The 18498-nt window shown below is 60.1% G+C and carries 8 protein-coding genes; 4 read left to right on the top strand and 4 right to left on the bottom strand.

All coding sequences use genetic code 11. The annotated features are described in order from the left end of the window. Nucleotides 1-271: 271 nt before the first annotated feature. From QMX97_RS07115 to QMX97_RS07105, 3 genes are read left to right on the top strand one after another with little or no spacing between them, the layout of a single operon-like run. Nucleotides 272-2764, top strand: a complete 2493-nt coding sequence (locus tag QMX97_RS07115; RefSeq protein WP_282396599.1) for a Tc toxin subunit A — start codon at nt 272-274, stop codon at nt 2762-2764. A gap of 29 nt (nt 2765-2793) precedes the next feature. Continuing rightward, a complete protein-coding gene (locus QMX97_RS07110) occupies nt 2794-7668 on the top strand; it encodes a neuraminidase-like domain-containing protein (protein ID WP_348775364.1) in 4875 nt (1624 codons plus the stop codon). After that, the gene (locus QMX97_RS07105) at nt 7665-12194 is read left to right on the top strand and encodes a SpvB/TcaC N-terminal domain-containing protein (RefSeq protein ID WP_282396597.1); all 4530 of its coding nucleotides are present in this window, start codon (nt 7665-7667) and stop codon (nt 12192-12194) included. Before QMX97_RS07110 ends, QMX97_RS07105 begins: the two co-directional genes overlap by 4 nt. Nucleotides 12195-12251: 57 nt before the next feature. Here QMX97_RS07105 and QMX97_RS07100 read toward each other — a convergent pair whose 3' ends face one another. From QMX97_RS07100 to QMX97_RS07090, 3 genes are all read right to left on the bottom strand, one after another. Next, entirely contained in the window at nt 12252-14960 is a 2709-nt protein-coding gene (locus QMX97_RS07100) for an RHS repeat-associated core domain-containing protein (RefSeq protein ID WP_282396596.1), read from the bottom strand. Between the two features lie 158 nt (nt 14961-15118). Continuing rightward, nucleotides 15119-15412, bottom strand: coding sequence for a BolA family protein (locus QMX97_RS07095; RefSeq protein ID WP_065904311.1), 294 nt, complete (start codon nt 15410-15412; stop codon nt 15119-15121). 6 nt (nt 15413-15418) lie between these two features. Continuing rightward, nucleotides 15419-15937, bottom strand: coding sequence for a DUF2059 domain-containing protein (locus QMX97_RS07090; RefSeq protein WP_025855033.1), 519 nt, complete (start codon nt 15935-15937; stop codon nt 15419-15421). A 193-nt stretch (nt 15938-16130) separates the two neighbouring features. On the opposite strand from QMX97_RS07090, the gene QMX97_RS07085 reads away from it, so the two are divergent. Next, nucleotides 16131-17513 (top strand): class II fumarate hydratase, encoded by a 1383-nt coding sequence (locus tag QMX97_RS07085; RefSeq protein ID WP_282396595.1) that lies wholly within the window; start codon nt 16131-16133, stop codon nt 17511-17513. Here the strand turns inward: QMX97_RS07085 and QMX97_RS07080 are convergent. After that, nucleotides 17510-18466, bottom strand: a complete 957-nt coding sequence (locus QMX97_RS07080; RefSeq protein ID WP_282396594.1) for a DMT family transporter — start codon at nt 18464-18466, stop codon at nt 17510-17512. The genes QMX97_RS07085 and QMX97_RS07080 overlap by 4 nt on opposite strands. Nucleotides 18467-18498 lie beyond the last annotated feature (32 nt).

The following is an 18498-nucleotide window of genomic DNA, read 5'->3' as shown; positions in this document are numbered from 1 at the left end:
GGTGGCTACCCTCGTAAGGGGTGAACCGGATGTCGGCAGCTGCGGGCTTTTAACCGCGAGCTGCCAGTAAACGCAAAAAAAACGCGCCGACTGGGCGGCGCGTTGCGGATTCTAGCAAAACCCCGATGCGACTGCATCGACACTCAATCACCGATATTTCCTTGACGCCCTCACGGCATTGGCTGACCTCGGCCCAGACCACCTGCGTGATAGCGTCTTGCGTCGCCCATGGGACCCGCCTTTGGACAGTTTTATTGGAAGATCGATTGATATGGACACCTCAAATCCAAGCAGTCCGCTACTGGCGCAACTGGTGGAACACCCCGTCACTCCTGGCGCAGGGAGGGTCGATTTGAGTACCGCCTTGAATAGACTCAACCTCGCCAGCGTCTTCGACATTGTCGACCAGCCCAAGGCGGAATTCATCCGTCAATTGGCTCAATACACTGATGACGATGGCGCCCAGGCCTACGAAAATGCGCTGTCCTACGCCACCCAGTTGCAATGGCTGCACGACCAACAATCATTGAGCCCGCGCCCTGCCCCCTCTCACAGCAAGCGCGACCTGGGTTCAAAGGCACCCAGCCCGCTCAACGAGGACTGGGGGAATGTCTGTCACCCGGAGGCCATCGCCGCTATCGACTCACCGGTTGCCTACCTGCGCACGCTGTTTCTTTTTGCAACTCAACTGGAAAAAAAAACCGCGGCAACCAGTAAAAAAAAAATCCTGTTGAGCCAACGACGTCCGGACCTGGGACGCTTATTGATCGACCACGACACAACCTTTTCTCAACGCCCCCTGCTGACACTCATTGATGAGATGTTGCACATGCAGATCCAGCTCCACCATCCGGATAAGGACTTGCATCAACAACTCAGCAGAGCGCGCTACCCCATGGCGTTGCCTTACCACCATCATCATCGCCAGTGCCAGCTGGCACTCTCGGGAACCCGGTACTCCCTGGGTGAGTTGAATTATCGAATCAGCAAACGCTTGCCGTTTGACGACGCCAGCAGCGCACGCTATGCCACGGTCACAAAGCCCAATGCCAATACCCAGCGGCTGCTAGGTGAACTGAGCCCGGAGCAGCAAAAGCTCTTGGCGCAATCGCTTGTCCCGGAAGACACTTTGTATGAAATCTACTACGGCCGGCCTCGGAAACCGCCGACCCAGATGGCAATCCCACTGGAAAACCTCGACGTCTTCTTGAAAAGTACGGCGTTGAACAGCCTCCAATTGCAGGCACTGTTGGCGCAAAACAGTTTCGCTCCCCACGCCTCTCTCTCGACCAAGGGCCAGATACTGCCGACCTTTGGTGCGCGCTACGTCAACGGTACTGGTGACCCGCCCATGACTGTGGAGGGCATCTCCACCAGCAGGCCAACCGCGCAACTGCTGAATACCTCGCACGACCGGTTTGATCGCATGCAACGGATGATCCGCCTGCAACAGTGGGTCAATCTGCCTTTCGTCGAGCTGGACACTTTGATCGTCAGCGCCATGGAGTGTGAGGGCACAGCCAACTCGAGCCTGCGCATCAGCCCCAATACCCTGCGCGCACAAGGCGTCTACCGCTACCTGAGTCGGCACTACGCCCTTAAGCCTTTGGAGTTTTCCGCGTGGCTGCATCGCTTGCCCGTTCAGGCCAGCGCCAATGAGCAGCCGCTGTTCGATCAAGTGTTCAACCGCACAGCGGTGTCCTCGCAACCCCTGCCGCTGGACGACCAGGCCTTCGATTCACACACCCGCCAGCAACTCTGCGCCGCGCTGACGTTGAGGGACACGCCGGATTCACTGCAATTGCTCATCGAGGCCACGCCGGCCCCTGTCGCCCGAAACCTTGCCACGTACTCCGCGATCTATCGGCAAGCGCGGATCGCTCAAGTCTTCGGCCTTTCTGTTTTGCACTGCAAACAACTGGCTGACGTGCTCGGCCCGTCGACCTGGGCGTCGCTGGTCACCCCCACATTACGCATCAAGAAAGCCGCTCCGATGGATTTTCTCGATGTGCTGATGCAAATGGACTGGGCCGTCACGTGGCTCAAGGCCTGCGGTACCAGCGTGACGCAGCTGCGCCAGCAATTGCTGCTGGAACCCATTACTGACAGCCCGGCACTGCAACGCGGGGTCGACCTGCTGAGACAGGGGCCGCACTCATGCATCCAACAGTTCCTGGAAAGCCCGGAGCCGGCCGTCTACAGCAGTGAGCTGAAACTCTACTACGGCCAACATTTTGTGCCTGAGCCTGAGCCTGAGCTGGCACCGGTACACCTGATCCTGCTGGTTCCAGACATCACCACATTGTTGTCCTTGCCGGTTAACGGCACGTCGCTACGTCAATTGCTGCTCAACCCTCATTGGCTGGACAGCGAGATGACGAAAGGGGCGCTGGTCGAGCTGAACCTGGGCACGCTTTATCTATTACAGCGTTTCAGAGACTGCTGCGATACGTATGGCCTGGCGCAGGACAGCCTCCTGGCGTTTTTCCAGGGTGCCAACAACAACGGGCCGCAAAACCCCAACGCCCAGCTGAGTCAATGGTTGGGCTGGGACGAACGCGAGCTGCGCGTGCTCACGGCGACCTTGCCCTCGGGCATGGTCAGGTCCATGGACCAACTGGATTGGATCATGCGCTGCCGGCAAGCCTGCACCCTCACCCGACTCTCCAGCCAGACCCTGCTCGACACCAGCGAACTGGATATCCAAAGCGACTTCAGCAGTTGGCAGTCCGTGGGTGAAGCCGTCGTCGCCGCACGTCAATAACGCTGCATCTCAATCAGCAGACTCAAGGAATGACTATGTCTGAGAACCTCGACCAACGGCTTAATGAAGCCAGGCGTGATGCCATGCTGAGCTACTATCTGGCTCACTGCATCAGCGCCGACCTTAAAGACGCGTTGCAGACACCCAACGACCTGTACGACTACTGGCTACTGGACGTACAAGTCAGCGAAGCAGTGCCGACCAGCCCGGTCGCCAGTGCGATCACCAGCCTGCAACACTACATAAACCGCATCCACTCAGGCCTCGAACCGGGTTATGAGACCCCGGGCATGTCGACCCTGGCCTGGCAGAACTCCCTGCACACTTACCCCCTTTGGAGCGCCAGCCAGCAACTGCGCTATCACCCGCAAAATTTCCTCGACCCCACGCTGCGCGAGGACAAGAGCGACAGCTTTGCGCAACTGGAAAACGAACTCCAACAGCATCGACTCCAACCCGACACCGCACTGAAGGCCGTGCAAGGCTTCCTGTCACGGTTCGAAGAGGTCGCCAGCATTCAAACGCTCAATGGCTACATTGATGGCAATGTCGGACAGTTGGAGACCAGCACTTATTATTTCGTCGGCAAGTCCGCCACCGACAGCATCTATTATTGGCGTTCGCTGGACCTGTCCAAACGCTCAACCGCCAACCCCGACGCGCCCGCACCTCTGGCCTGGACAGACTGGAAACCCATCAACCTGACGTTTGGCGCCGATACACCGGCCCACAGTATCCGTCCCGTCCTGTTCAATCAGCGGCTATTTATGGTTTGGGCCGAGATCATCAAGCCTGCCCCGCACCACTCCTTCAAGGCACAGGGCAATGGCAATGGCAATGGCGACAACGAAGAGGACGGGGATGAAAAACAACGCCAGGCTGAATGGCTGAACAGCCAGTTCGTGAAGTTTCGCCTGTGCTTTTCCTATAAAAAACTGGATGGCACCTGGAGCTTTGCGCACACGGGACTGGAAGAGCACTGCGTCACGCGGGGTATCAACGCACTCACGCCAGCGCAACTTATCGGCATCACGCAGACCATTGCCGTAGTCGATAGCCGCTCTCCTCACACCCTGTTCCTGGGTATACGCGCCAACACGCTGAATCATGGCAGCGATCAAATGGGCGAATTCTTCCAAGCCATCAGTATCGATCAGTCATTGAGCATAAAAATCGTCGCCAGCGCAGGCAGCCCCGGCCGCTACAAAATCGTGCCAGGTTCAGCCGTAGCGCAGGAAGCCCTCCGATTGCTGGAAGCCTATGAATCCACACAAAACACGCCACTACAGAAAGCGTTGTTGGGCGGCGTCGACAAAGACAACCTGTTTTCCAGCGTGTTACTTCCGCCGTTCGCTCACCAATACTTCCGTCTGTTTTTCGATATAAACAAAGACAACTTACAGTTCAAGACACGCCTGGCGCAGGAACAAGACGAAAGAACGGTAGTCCTGGACGCTCAAACACCCCAGATCGAAGATCAGCGAACGTGGGACTTTGAATCCAAAAGCACAGCCATAGTCGCCACCGATACAGCCACCACCGCCTTTGATCCCGCCACCAACGAATTCGTCTTCACCTCAAGAATCGTCAGGCCCTTTCTGCAGACGTACAGCATCACCCTTGCATCCCGGTACTCCGAGATGAGCATTACCCTGAGCACCCAGTCGGCGTTGCATGACTCGACCTTGGCCGAAGTTGAACTCATCAGCGGTTCGGTCATCAGGATCGACTGCGCGATACATCCCAGTGCAGACGCCACGTATCACTCGATGTTCTTTAAAAACCCCAAGACCGGAAAAAGCTATTCCAATGCCATTTATGACAAAGACTCCATATTGTTCAGGCTTGAGAAAGAGATGAAATCAAGGCCGGACCCGAGACCCGGGCATACCGACCAATACCTTCCCATCTTCGAATACTCCCTGGCAGGGAAGTTTCTCAACAAAAATGCATTCCTCCACTTGTATACCCATCATCAGGATCCCTTCCTGGTGATACTCGATCGTTACAGCGGCTACCACCTGCCAGGTGATGAAGTCGCTAACCCAAAACTGCACTTCGTGAATGACGTGAGGCTGGAGCTGGGTAACACTTTCACGCCGACGTTGCGTTTCTACAAGCACGTCATCATGCAATCCAAACTGAAGGACGTGCCCACTCCGCAAGCCATTAATAACAACACTGCCCAAATCCTCAACGACTCGGACCTCGATCACGAGAGTCTGGTAGGCGCCTCCCCCGAACTCGCAGTCGGGCACCTGGCAAGTACGCGGGTAAAGTTACCCAATGAGCAACCCGCATCAGCCATCACGCTGATCCATGGGGTCATCACGCTTGAGAGCAGAGAGAACCAGGTGACTGTCCTCGGCTATGCACTCAAGGCCATCAAATGCGCCCTTGCCACCTCCGTTGCCGTCGACAAGCCCGCGCATTCCCCACGAATTACGCGCCAACAGCAAAACACCGGAGCGACCCACGAGTGGATTGATTTTTCCACAAGCTTCGCCCCGAGTGTCCCGGCCATCCGACTCAACACCACGGTGGCGAGTCAACTGACCCAACATTCCACGGTCAGCTTCGACCCAGTATTTTTACGCTCCCCCGATGACTGGACGGAACCGGCACTGACTGCGGACGCCACCCCCGAGCCCCCGGATTTCCAGGGCGCGCACGGTAAAAATTTGCGCGAACTGTTTATCTACTTACCCTGGACCATCGCCCATTACTTCAACCAGCAGCAGCAATACGCTCACGCCCAGACCTGGTTGCACGCCCTGTTCGACCCACTCCACCCAGACACCGGGGCCCTCAGTGCCCTGCCAGGCAACCCGGTAGAACTGAGCTTCGCCTGCCAACACCCCGAGAGCCCGCATTACCTGGCTCTCAGCTTTCCGACATACCTGCGTAAGGCGCTGTACCACCTCAATGTGGATATCCTGATCAACCGGGGCGACGCGGCTTATCGCCAAGTGAGCCCCGACAGCCTGGCCGAAGCCAAACTCTGGTACATCCAGGCGCAGAACCTGCTCGGCATGCGCCCGACGGTCACACGTGCCGATACCTGGACCTCCCGCACCTTGGACGCACTGGCGACGGTGTCCTCCCAGGCCATACGCCAGTTGGAACATCAACCCGAATACACCACCGTACTGTCCCGGCACTGCAAGACCACAGGGCAACACACTTGGCTCATGGACAGCCCCTATTTGTTCCGCCCGCTGAACACGCAACTGGTCGCACGCTGGGACATATTGGAAAGTCGCCTGCACGGGCTTCGCCATCATCTGGACATTTCCGGCAAGCCATTGCGCCAGACACTCTTTGCGCCCCCCTTGTCCACCGCCGCCCTGCTGACGCGAAATGCACAGGGCGCTGCGGGTGACGCAAGTACATTGCCACTGGTCCGTCCTGAAGTGGGTCACTACCGGTTCCAAGTCATGCTGGGTCACGCCTTGAGCGCGGTCGACAGCCTGGCGCAGTTTGGCACCACCCTGATCACCTTGATCGAGCGCAAGGAACAGGCGCACTACCTTGAGGTGCAACAGCAAAACGCCTGGCAGCTGGCCGAACTGGTGTTGACCCAACAGACCCAGGCCGTTGCCATCGATGAAAAAAACAAAGATGCCCTGCGTCGCAGCCGAGCAATCGTCGAGGGGCGACTGGACTACCTGACACGCCAGCTCAGCGAAGGCATCAGCACCGGTGAAATTTCGGCCGGCCAACACTATCTGGAGAGCGCCGCCTGGGAGAGAAAAGTCGCGATTGCCGGTATAGGCGCCGGCGCCGCCATGCTGTTGCCGAATATCTTCGGCACGTCGTCCGGAGGGATGCGTTGGGAGGGGGCGTTTCATGCCTATCAGGCCTTCGCCCAGGGCGAAGCCAACATCGCCCGCGCCAACGGTAACGAATTGGAGCGCACTGAACAGTTAAATCGTCGCGCTCAAGAATGGGCCCACGCCGAACAACAGGCTCGCCTGGAACTGGCCCAGATCGACACCCTGCTGCTGGTACATGCCGAGCAGGAAAAAGCCACTCGCCTGCAACTACGCAGTGCCCACACCGCACTGGCCCAGGCCAAGTCAGCCTACCAATTACTCGGCATGCGCTTTACCGGGACCCAGCTCTATCAATGGCTCACGGCCCAACTGAGCACGTTCTATTACGCGCTGTATGACAACGTCCACTCCCTGTGCCTGGCCGCTGAAGCCTGCTGGCAGTACGAAACCACCGACAGCCGGCAGTTCTTTCAAGGTGGGGCCTGGCATCACACCTGCCGAGGACTGCTGAGCGCGGAAAGCTTGAAACTGAACCTGGTGAAGATGAACACCGCGTACCTGCAACACACACCTCGCGAGCTGGAAATCAGCAAAACCATGTCACTGCGCCATCGCCTGATCGAGTGTCAGGTCGCGACCGGCCAACAGACCTTCGAAATCACCGCGCCTGCCAAAACCTGGACTGAACATAAAGCGCAATTGGTCAGCAGCGGCACCATCAGCTTCGCCCTGACTCAAGCGCTCCTGGATGAGGACTACCCTGGGCAGACCCTGCGCAGGATCAAGCATGTCAGCGTCACACTACCCGCCTTGCTAGGACCTTATGAAGACATCAAGGCAACACTGACCCAGACCCGAAACGAAATCCAGATGCCCGATGGCACCCTCAGGACCGACTTCAGGGCACACCAGCAAATCGCCTTGTCACGCGGCCTGGACGACAACGGCCTGTTTACGCTCAACTTCGACAACGACCCACGCTACCTGCCGTTTGAATACACGGGGGCGATATCGTGCTGGCGCTTGAACTTTCCCAATCCGCTGCAACAAAAAAACCTGCTTGAATCCATCACCGACATCATCATTCATGTGCGCTACACGGCCAGGCCTGGCAGGAGTGAAACATGAGCACTCAGGCGAATGAATCGCCCCTCAAGGTGCCGTCGCTGCCTAAAGCCAGCTCCGCCATCGAGGGCGTCGCCAAAGGCTGGGGCAACGTGGGCGCTGATGGCACGGCGACTTTTGAGGTTGGGTTGCCGATTTCCACTGGCCGTGGTTATGCACCTACGTTGTCGCTGATCTATCGCAGCACGGCGGGTAACAGTGCGTTCGGTTTCGGCTGGGACGTCAATCCGGGTGCCGTCACACGGCGTACCCAGCAGGGCGTCCCCGATTACACCGCAGCCGATACATTCCAGGGTCCGGATGCACAGCAATGGATGCCCGAACGCACCGCCGCGGGCACGCTTGTCCAGACACAACGCGACAGTTTTGACCACGTGCCGCTAGGCCGCCACTACGTCGTCACGCGCTACTTTCCCAGGGTCGAACAGCGCTTCGAGCGCGTCGAGCATTGGCGTTCAGAGGGCGATGCGGCCGGGTTCTGGCTGATCCAGGCGGCTGACGGCAGCCGCCATGTGTACGGCAAAACGCCTGCGGCGCGTATCGCTGATCCCGATAACCTGAGCCATGTGGCGCAATGGCTGCTTGAGGAAAGCCTGAACCCCCATGGCGAGCATATCGGTTACCAGTACCTGGCCGAGACCGATACCCGCACGGAACCCCATGACAGCCGGGCCCAGCGTTATCTGCATAAAGTGTGTTACGGCAACGTCATGGCGAGGGAAAAAGAGACCCTGTATTTGCTCAAAAATGACGATTTGTCCCGTCAGGCGTGGCACTTTTACCTGCTGTTCGACTACGGTCAACGCACCACCGCCAACGACAAGTTGCCTTCCTACGACGCGCTCAACCCGTGGCTTCCACGCGAAGATCCGTTTTCCAGTTTCATCTACGGTTTTGAACTACGGACACTGCGACTGTGTCGGCAAATCCTGATGTTTCACGCCTTCGCAGATGCACCCGACATGGGCCCCTCCCCCGTCTTGGTCAAACGCCTGCGGTTCGAACACAAAACCTTTCCCAACGGGCTCAACACCTTGCTAGCGGTACACGAGCAGGCCGTTGACGCCCAGGGAACGCTCACCAGCCTGCCGCCGCAAGAATATCTGTATCAATACTCAGGCCTGAAACTGGATGCCCGCCGCTACCAGCGTTTCGTGGACGTGCCCGGTCTCAATGACGGCCAGCGCTATCAACTGGTGGATCTATTCGGCGAGGGCTTACCGGGAATCTTGTACCGCGGTGATCAAGCCTGGTACTACCGGGCACCCGAGCGAGATGAGGCGTCTACAGGCGATGGGGTGACGTACGCTCCCGCTCAAGAACTGCCGGCTATTCCCGTGGCGGACGGTTCACGCCCGGTCTATCAGGCCTTGCTCGATATCGACGGTGACGGTCGGCTGGAATGGGTCCTGGCCCGACCGGGCATGAGCGGTTTCTTCAGCCTGGCCCCCCAACGGAAAGACGCGGGGTTCGTACGGTTCGATGCGTTCCCGGTGGAGTTCTTACATACCCATGCGATATTTGCCGACCTGATGAGCAGCGGCTTGGCTGATATCGCACTGGTAGGCCCGCGTAGCGTGCGCCTGTATGCCAACCGGCATAGCGGTTTCCAGCAGGGCATCGAGCAGGCGCACACGATCGACGGCGACGACTTACCGTCCTTCCTCGGTTCTTCCGCCGACTGGGTTGGCTTCAGCGACATACTTGGCAGCGGCCAGCAGCACCTGGTGCGTATACGACACAACGAAATCAAATGCTGGCCCAACCTGGGCCATGGGCGATTCGGCAAAGGGAGAGTATTGGCCACCTTGCCTTTCAGGGAAACGACGTTCAATGCTTCCAACGTGTTGCTGGCGGATCTGGATGGCTGCGGTGCCAGCGACTTGCTGTACCTGACGACCCATGAGGTACGCATTTTCACCAACAAGGGCGGCAATGGCTTTGCCAAAACCCCGTTGGTCTTACCCTGGCCATCAGGCGTTCAGCATGACGCCTTATGCCAGGTGAGCGTGGCGGACCTGCAAGGCAACGGTTACGCCAGCCTGATCATCAGCGTCACGCACCCACACCCTCGCCATTGGCGCTACGATTTTTTTGATAGCAGGCCTTGTCTACTCAGCATTACCAACAACAATCTGGGCGCACAAGTAGAGGTGAGCTACCGCAGCAGTGCCCAGGAATGGCTGGACGAGAAGAGGCAGCACCAGGCCGAAGGCAGGCAGGCCGTCTGCCGATTGCCCTTCGCACTGACCCTGGTTAAACGCCAGAGGCAGCGCGATGAGATCAGTCATCACACACTGACCCAGCATTTCAGCTATCGCCAAGGGTTTTACGACCCCCATGAACGCGCCTTCCAGGGTTTTGGCTTGCTGCTTCAAACCGACATCGAGACCGGCACCCATGACGCGCCCGGAGCAGGGACGCAAACCAAACGCTGGTTTCACACCGGCCAGGCGCTGGATATGCCCAAGGACGACTACAGCCAGCACGACCCTGACGCCATCACGCTCGGCCGCACTTTGCTGGCGACACATGATGCCCCCCAACAGCCGCAACCGACCGACCATCACGACCGCGTGATCGCGTCGCCCACGCCACCGGAGACACAGGCGGCAACCTACGCGCTCAGGGGCTTGCCGCTACGGGTGGAAGTGTTCGCCCTTGACCCGGCCAACAGCACACCCTATTCGGTGCAGCAGTACCGCTATCTGGTCCGTCGGTTGCCCCCGGCATCCGGCTCGCAACCCTGGCCGCGAATGCTGCCGCTGACGCTGGAGTCCGTGCATTATCAGTACGAACAGGTGCCCGATGATCCGGTCTGCGAACACCAGGTCAACTTGCGCTGGGATGCCTACGCCAGCCTGGTCCACAGCGTCACGGTGCATGGCGCGCGGCGCAAGACGGTCAGTGACACACCACCGGCACTGCTCGAGGATGAGCATCAGCGACAATGGTGGCGTGACACCCACGACCCGGCTCAGCAGGTGTTTTATCTGCGCGAAACCTTGGCGCAGTGGATTCATCAACCCAACGACGACCAATGGCGATTGGGACTGCCCTATCGTCAACGCAACAACGCCTGGACCCTGCCTGACGGGCAGCCACCTGCGGGGTTGAACGCATCGGCTATCCGCTACGAGATATTGATCGACCGGCTTTCAGGTCCACTGGGGCCACAAGCACCGCGCGAGCTGAGCGGCTTGACGATCCAGCACTACCGCGAACCGGGCGGCAAAGGGCAAACCTTGACGCCTGGAACGGCAAACTTCCAGGGGCTGGCGGATTATCAAGAAAGCGCTGAACTGGCCCCCAACGCGCTCCAGGCACTGGAGAAAATTCCCGACATGCCCGGCCTACCCGCCGAAGACCTGCCGAGCCGCCTGGGCCGAATCGGTTACCGGCCCATGGCGCTGTTTTTTCATGCCAATGACCAGGAACGCCAATCGTCCCCCCTCTGGTCGATTCGCCGTCAGTTTCCGCGCTACTTCAACGCCAAACACTTCTTTCGTCTACACACTTGGCGCCTGACTCAGGCCGAGGGAGAAACCACGCTGACCTATGATCCTTACGGGCTTCAGGTCATCCAGGTCAAACAACCCGACGGCTGCATCACCCGCGTCCAGCATGACTACCGCCTGCTCCAGCCGATCAGCATCACCGATCCAAACGGCACGACCGAGCAAGCGCTCTACGATGCGTTCGGTCGCTTGCTCGCGACCAGCATCAACGGGCAAGCATCGGCAACGTCCGTGGGCTTCGGGCCATTGTCGGCGTATCGACGGCCGGTAGACGCATCCATCGAATCCGCCATTCAAGCACCCGCAACGATCCTCGGCGAGGCCGCCCGTGCCTGGCTCTACGACCCATTCAGTTGGATGGGTTCGATCGCCCCGACGGACAGGCAGGCGCACTGGGTCACCCAGCGCTATGTCTCACCAGACGGGCACATACGCGCCACCGCCCGGTTGCGCCTGAAAAAAAAGGCCAGCGCCTTGAGTGCGAGCGAGAAAGCCTTGTCCGACTTGATCCAGAAGGCCCAGCGCGAACCCGCCCGAAGCCTGATGTTGGCAGCTGATCGCTATACCCACGATCAGGAACAGCTCATCCACATGAGCCTGGTCTCCCATGACGGCTTCGGGCGCATCTTGCAAAGCAAACAACAAGCCGAGCCGGGGCCGGCCTGTGCGGTGGGCGCCAACGCGGACCTGACGGTCAAGGACGGCGCCCTCCAGACGGTTCAGGCTGATCCGCGCTGGTGTGTCAGCGAACACACCGAGTACAGCCCCACGGGGCGGATCATGCGGGTACATCGCACCTATTACGCCGACCGCCACCGGTACATCGACGGTCAGTCCCTGCAGCAGTTCCTGCCTGGCGACAGGCAGTTCAATGACCCCCTCGGCCGCCCCACCCGCACCCTCACCGCCAGGAAAACACTACGGCAAATCACCTACTGGGCCTGGTACACCGTCAGCGAGGATGAAAATGATACGTCTGGAGCGCAGGTAGACCCCTCGGCTGAACACTGAAGCCAGGGGAAGCGTGGCCGTCTCACCGTTCAGAGACGGCCAAACTGCTTTGTTCACTCAACGTGCCGCCGTCCGTGAAGCCCTGGAACTGGCGGGTTTATAGCGACGCCACGCGGAGGAGTCGGACTCCCAAGGGGCGTCGACCCGTTGTTGATGCCGATAGAACGTCACGCGGCCTGCCAGTTGCTGTCGATGCCGATACAGCCAGCGCAGCTCAGAACCCGTGGCAGAAACCGCGGACTTATTGATCACAACGTCCATGTCCAGATCATCCAGAGCAAAGTGCGCCTGGCGCAGGCTCTGAGGGTCCGTCAGCGTCTTCAACGCCGACTTGCTGGCGCGGCTGACCAGCTTGTGCTGGAACGCACTCAAGTTCACATCTATGTAGCCTTCAAGGGTGCGTTCGAAGGAAGAGTCACTGGAAGAAAAATCACTGACGAATTTCTTCGCGAACTCCCGGTTGGCGGTGGTCGATGTGCAGCCCGAATACTTGGACACAATAGCGCCATAGAATTGCCGTGCGACCTGCCCCCCTTGCTCTGCGATCGTTTGCTCATACTCGGACTCGCCGATCCTGTCGAGCCCGCGCCGAATGTACGCGTCGACACTTGCGGCCAGCGCCGCAGTTGCAGCCCCCATCTCCTCGACGCCGAAATAGGCAGCCATGATGTCCCCGCGTGCCGTCAGCTTTGACCAGAAGCTGCGATAGATCCGCACGGTGTTGGCCAAGCCGAAAAGAATATCGCCTCGACTGGGTTGGAATTGCTCGCCAAAAGACACTTGCCCGCCATCAACATCCTTGAACAGCAAGGGGTTGCCCAGGGTCATCGCATACAGGTTCAGGCCGTCCACGTCGCCCAGCGGGTCCGGGCTGATCCAGCGTTGCAGCCACGGCGCGTAATACCGCGATCCGTAGTAATACAACCCTGTCGCATCGCGCTCCTTACCTGCATAGCGGCGAACCTTATAGCGAGCTCGCTGCGTATCGTTGGTAGCCCACCACGCCGTCGCGCCATAAGGATAATAATGCTCCTGGCTCAGCAACTGAGCCTGCTCGTCCAGTTCCAGCAAGCTGCTATTGAGGTGATCGAGGAGGCTGAATTGCATGTGCTCGTCATTCATATCGCTGGGGCGACCCTGCTCCCATTGCAACACCGTGACATGACCGCCGCCGATATCGATCTCCAGCACGTTCAAGCGCTTGCCTGCTTGTACATGCAGGCGCAAACCCGGCAAGTAGCATGTCAGTTGTGTATGGGGTTTCCCCGCGACCTGCTGGCTTCTGATTTTGGCTGCCCGTTGGCCCTGGCCGTCGTAGAGGTAACTTTCCACATCCGGATCACCCTGCTCACGCCACACCTGAGTCACATGGGTGAGCTGATTCCGCACGTCCCAGCCTAACTGTTGGCCGCTGCCGAGCACGTGTTGGTTGCCATTGGCATCAAACATCATTGCCCATTGCCGCGGTGCACCGTCAGTCACCGGCAAGGCGCGATTGCTGCCCGCAGCGACACGCATGTCCCGAGTATGACCGGCTCCGCTACTCGGCACATGGCGAAGGCTCGTCAAGTTGCCATGTTCATCGTAACGGTAATGTTGGGTGTAATTGCGCCAGGGCCCGGTGTCAGTTGCACCGAACGTCACCCGTCCCGGCGCCGCCTGGCCACCGCTGTTGCCGGCATTTTCCCGACCGGTGGCCTGGGTCAGCTGGTACAGACTGTCGTACTGGTAGCGGTTGACCGCATCAATACGCGCATTAGTGTGCCATTGCGTCGGCTGCGCCTGGTCGCTGAGGCTGAGGATGTTGCCGACCGGGTCGTACTCGTACACAAGGTCCTGTAAAGGCTTGGCGGCCTCGCCCTTGCGATGCACCGTCAGTTGCAACAGACGATTATCCTCAGCGGCGTATTTCGCCAGCTTGGTAACGCCATTGCCCATCCGTTCGGAAATCACCAGGCCGCTGGCGTTGTACACGCGCTGGTTCGTCAAAACCTGGCGCGTGCCCCCACGGAGGGTCAGCGCAACCTCCTTCAGCCAGCCTTGCTGCCCATAGAGCCAGTGCCGACGATTGCCCTGGGCGTCGACCTGCTCCAGCTGCGCGCCCAAGGCATCGTAGCGCCAAGTCGTAGTATGGGCCTTGGGCTCCAGCTGTTCGGCTTGTTCGTCATGACTGGATGGCCAGTCAACGGCCGACGCATCCAAGCGAAACCGTCGAGTCTGCTGCGTGACGCTTCCATCGATCCCGTACTCATCCATCACCAATACACCGGCCGGGTCCGCGTGGCGAATCAGCCGACCACAACGGTTGCCGGCCGCCTCGGCGGGTTCGGCGGCCGCATAGGTCAGGCGCTCGACACAACGCGGCCGCGGCTCATTCGCTGCCTGTTCAAACACGGCCACTGGGCGTAACAGGCGGTCGTAGCGCCGCTCGTGATGAGCTAGACGTGAATCCCAGCGATGCAACAGCTGCCCTGCTTCACCATGTATCAGCAGGCGCCAGCCGGCATCGGCGCTCTCGGTGCGCACAGGCTCGCCCGACAGGCTGTAAATGGTCGACTGTGACGCCACACCCGCAGCGCCACGCGCAAATTGCCGCGGGTCCCACTGGCTGAGCAAAAGACCATTGGCCCCAAAAACCTGGCGGGTGACCCGTGCCTGCGGAGCCTGCGTCACGCTCTCACGATGATAGTGAACAGCACGCACAGCCAGCCCGCGGGGATCCCTGGCCTTCAAGGTCGGTGTATTTCGATGCAAAGAAGTGGACATAAACTCATGACCTGATCAGCTAAGGTCAAAAAAGTCTAGGGAACCCCTTTAGGGCGTGGGGGGTACTGCGAGGATGTTTTATGTGTCTAATTACAGGCACAGGATATGGCAACCTGCGAGCGCGAACGCGCCGCGCCCGCAGGCCTTGGGCTGCGGGCTCAGTGCCCGCCGGCGCAGGTCGGCGAGGCCGGGGCTGCGTCGATTTTCGCCCATTCTTCAGGCGTGTAGGTGTGCAGCGCCAGCGCATGAAATTCGCTCATCAGGTCACCCAGGGTGGCGTAGACCTTCTGGTGGCGCTTGACGCGGTTGAGCCCCTCGAACTGCGGGCTGACCAGTACGGCCTTGAAGTGCGTTTGCAGCCCACGGCTGTGCATGTGGCTTTCATCCAGCACGCTCAAGTGGTCCGGGCCCAGGGCGGCAAGTGCCGTTTCGATACGCTGTTGCATGCTCATTCCTGCTTACTTCTTCTTGGCCGGTGCGGCGGCTTTTGGCGTCAGCTCGTTGGTCATGTCTTCCAACAGCTTGTTCACCACCGGTACGGCGCTTTCCAGTTTTTCCTGGGTCATCTGGGCCGATTGCTGGGTCAGCTGCGGCATTTTCTCGAGGACTTTCTTGCCCAGTGGCGACTGGTAGAACGCGACCAGGTCCTTGAGCTCGGATTCGCTGAAGTTGCTGGTGTAGAGCTTGACCATGTCCGGTTTCAGCTTCGGCCAGCCGATGGCCTGGTCGAGGGCGGCGTTGGCCTTGGCCTGGTAGCTGTCCAGTACGGACTGCTTGGCGGCAGGCGCCTTGGTCTGTTCGAAACGCTGGGCGAACATTTGCTGCACTTGCATGTACACCGGGGTACCCAGCTTGTCGGCGTGGGCCAGGGTAAGGAAGGCTTCGGCACTGGCGTTGTGGCTGGCGGTATCGGCAAAAACCTGGCCGCTGGCGCAAACCAGAGCAACCGCGGTACAGATGGCACGAAGACGAGTCATCGAGTTTCCTTTTCTAGCAGGCGAGGTAAGACCCCAAGGGCGCCCATTCTGCGCCTAAAAAACGCTGCGGCTCAACCCCAGGCCTTGTACGGCCTGGATTGGCACGGGATGAATCCGATGAAAAGTCTTTTAGGGAACCCCATAGGCCCATCAAGGCCTAAACTGCGCAAACGAACCTGAAGGAGTGTGCCCGATGAGCCGTATCGAAACCGACAGCCTGGGAGAAGTCGCCGTCCCGGATGACGCTTACTGGGGCGCCCAGACCCAACGTTCGCTGGTGAATTTCGCCATCGGCGAGCAGCGCATGCCACTGGCGGTGCTGCACGCCCTGGCCCTGGTGAAAAAGGCCGCCGCGCGGGTCAACGACCGCAATGGCGATTTGCCCGCCGACATCGCCCGCCTGATCGAACAGGCCGCCGACGAAGTGCTCGCCGGCCAGCATGATGACCAATTCCCGCTGGTCGTCTGGCAGACCGGCAGCGGCACCCAGAGCAACATGAACGCCAACGAGGTGATCGCCGGCCGTGCCAACGAGCTGTCGGGCAAGACCCGCGGCGGCAAGAGCCCGGTGCACCCCAACGATCACGTCAATCGCTCGCAAAGCTCCAACGACTGCTTCCCCACGGCCATGAGCATTGCGGCCGTGCAGGCGGTGCACACCCAGGTGCTGCCGGGCATCGCCAATCTGTCCGGCGGCCTCGCGGAACTCGCCGCGCGGCACATGAAACTGGTGAAGACCGGCCGCACCCACATGATGGACGCCACGCCGATCACCTTTGGCCAGGAACTGTCAGCCTTTATCGCCCAGCTTGACTACGCCGAACGCGCCATCCGCAGCGCCCTGCCCGCCGTGTGCGAGCTGGCCCAGGGTGGCACCGCCGTCGGCACCGGGCTGAATGCGCCGCATGGTTTCGGCGAGGCGATTGCCTCCGAGCTGGCCGCGCTGTCCGGCCTGCCGTTTGTCACGGCGCCCAACAAATTCGCCGCGCTTTCCGGACACGAGCCACTGGTGACCCTGCACGGCGCGCTGAAAACCCTGGCCGTGGCCCTGATGAAAATCGCCAACGACCTGCGCCTGCTGGGCTCGGGCCCACGCGCCGGGCTGGCCGAGGTCAAGCTGCCGGCCAACGAGCCCGGCAGTTCGATCATGCCCGGCAAGGTCAACCCGACCCAGTGCGAGGCGCTGTCGATGCTGGCCTGCCAGGTGTTGGGCAACGATGTGACCATCGGCATTGCCGCCAGCCAAGGGCACTTGCAGTTGAACGTGTACAAGCCGGTGATCATCCACAACCTGCTGGAGTCGATCCGCTTGCTGGCCGACGGCTGCAACAACTTCCAGGAGCACTGCATTGCCGGGCTCGAGCCCGACGCCACGCAAATGGCCGAGCACCTGGAGCGCGGATTGATGCTGGTCACCGCGCTCAACCCGCACATCGGCTACGACAAGTCGGCAGAGATTGCCAAGAAGGCCTACGCCGAAGGGCTGACGCTGCGCGAGGCCGCCCTTGAACTGGGCTACCTCACCGATGCAGAGTTCGACCAGTGGGTTCGCCCGGAAAACATGCTGGGCGCCTAAGACGCCATGCGCAGCCGCCGGGCCTTGAGCCCGGCGAGCAGCGAGGGGGCCAGCGCCACGGCCGCCGAACCGAGCATCACCACCAGCGCGCCGAAATATCCCAGCGCGTTGATTTCTTCTGCCTGCACGTAGTCCGGCCACAGCCAGGCTGCCAGCGCCACCGCGACAAACGTCACCAGCGGCGTCAACGCCAGCGTCGCACTGACCCGCGAGGCCTCCCAATGGGCCAGGGCTTCGGCAAATGCGCCGTAGGCCACCAAGGTATTCATGCAGCACGCCAGTAACAGCCAGCCTTGCAATGGGCTCAGGTCCAGCGCTTCCAGCGGATGCGCCCAGGGAGTGAGCAGCACCGCGCAGGACAGGTAGATCACCATCATCACCTGCAGCGAATTCCACACCGTCAGCAACTGCTTCTGACCGAGGGCGTAGAACACCCAGATCGAGGTGGCGAGCAGGATGGTCAGCACGCCGGCGGTGTAAGTGCCGACAGACGTGAGCAACTCCTCCAGGCGCTGGTTGAAAAACAGCCCAAAACCCACGATCAACACCACCAATCCAAGCACCTGCCCCCGGCTGAAACGCTCCTTGAACACAAACACGCTGGCGACCATCAGAAAGATCGGCCCCATCTGCACCACCAACTGGGCGGTGCCGGGGCTGAGCATGTTCAGGCCCACCAGGTACAACACGTAGTTGCCGACCAGCCCGCACACCGCCATCGCCACCAGCCAGCCGCCCTTGGGGCCGAGCACTTTGCGGCTGGGCAGGCGCTTGGTGGCCGCCAGGTACAGGAACAGGCAACTGCCGGCGACCGTCAGGCGAAACCAGGTGACGGTGACCGGGTCCATCACTTGCAAGACCTGTTTGAGTTTGACCGGGAGGATGCCCCAGAGCAGCGCGGTCAACAGGGTCAGGCAGAAACCGTAGACCCAGCGGCCGGAAGAGATGTGCATGAGTGCCCCAGATGCCAGAGGAAGTGGAACGG

This window comes from Pseudomonas sp. PS01298, assembly GCF_029959745.1.
Taxonomy (GTDB): Bacteria; Pseudomonadota; Gammaproteobacteria; order Pseudomonadales; family Pseudomonadaceae; genus Aquipseudomonas; species Aquipseudomonas aylmerensis.
The sequence above is the reverse complement of the archived record's forward strand: the minus strand, read 5'-3'. Positions and strand labels throughout refer to the sequence as shown.

Coding starts and splice junctions, on each gene's coding strand:
- QMX97_RS07115 (WP_282396599.1), top strand. CDS start 272: ATGGACACCTCAAATCCAAGCAGTCCGCTACTGGCGCAACTGGTGGAA.
- QMX97_RS07110 (WP_348775364.1), top strand. CDS start 2,794: ATGACTATGTCTGAGAACCTCGACCAACGGCTTAATGAAGCCAGGCGT.
- QMX97_RS07105 (WP_282396597.1), top strand. CDS start 7,665: ATGAGCACTCAGGCGAATGAATCGCCCCTCAAGGTGCCGTCGCTGCCT.
- QMX97_RS07100 (WP_282396596.1), bottom strand. CDS start 14,960: ATGTCCACTTCTTTGCATCGAAATACACCGACCTTGAAGGCCAGGGAT.
- QMX97_RS07095 (WP_065904311.1), bottom strand. CDS start 15,412: ATGAGCATGCAACAGCGTATCGAAACGGCACTTGCCGCCCTGGGCCCG.
- QMX97_RS07090 (WP_025855033.1), bottom strand. CDS start 15,937: ATGACTCGTCTTCGTGCCATCTGTACCGCGGTTGCTCTGGTTTGCGCC.
- QMX97_RS07085 (WP_282396595.1), top strand. CDS start 16,131: ATGAGCCGTATCGAAACCGACAGCCTGGGAGAAGTCGCCGTCCCGGAT.
- QMX97_RS07080 (WP_282396594.1), bottom strand. CDS start 18,466: ATGCACATCTCTTCCGGCCGCTGGGTCTACGGTTTCTGCCTGACCCTG.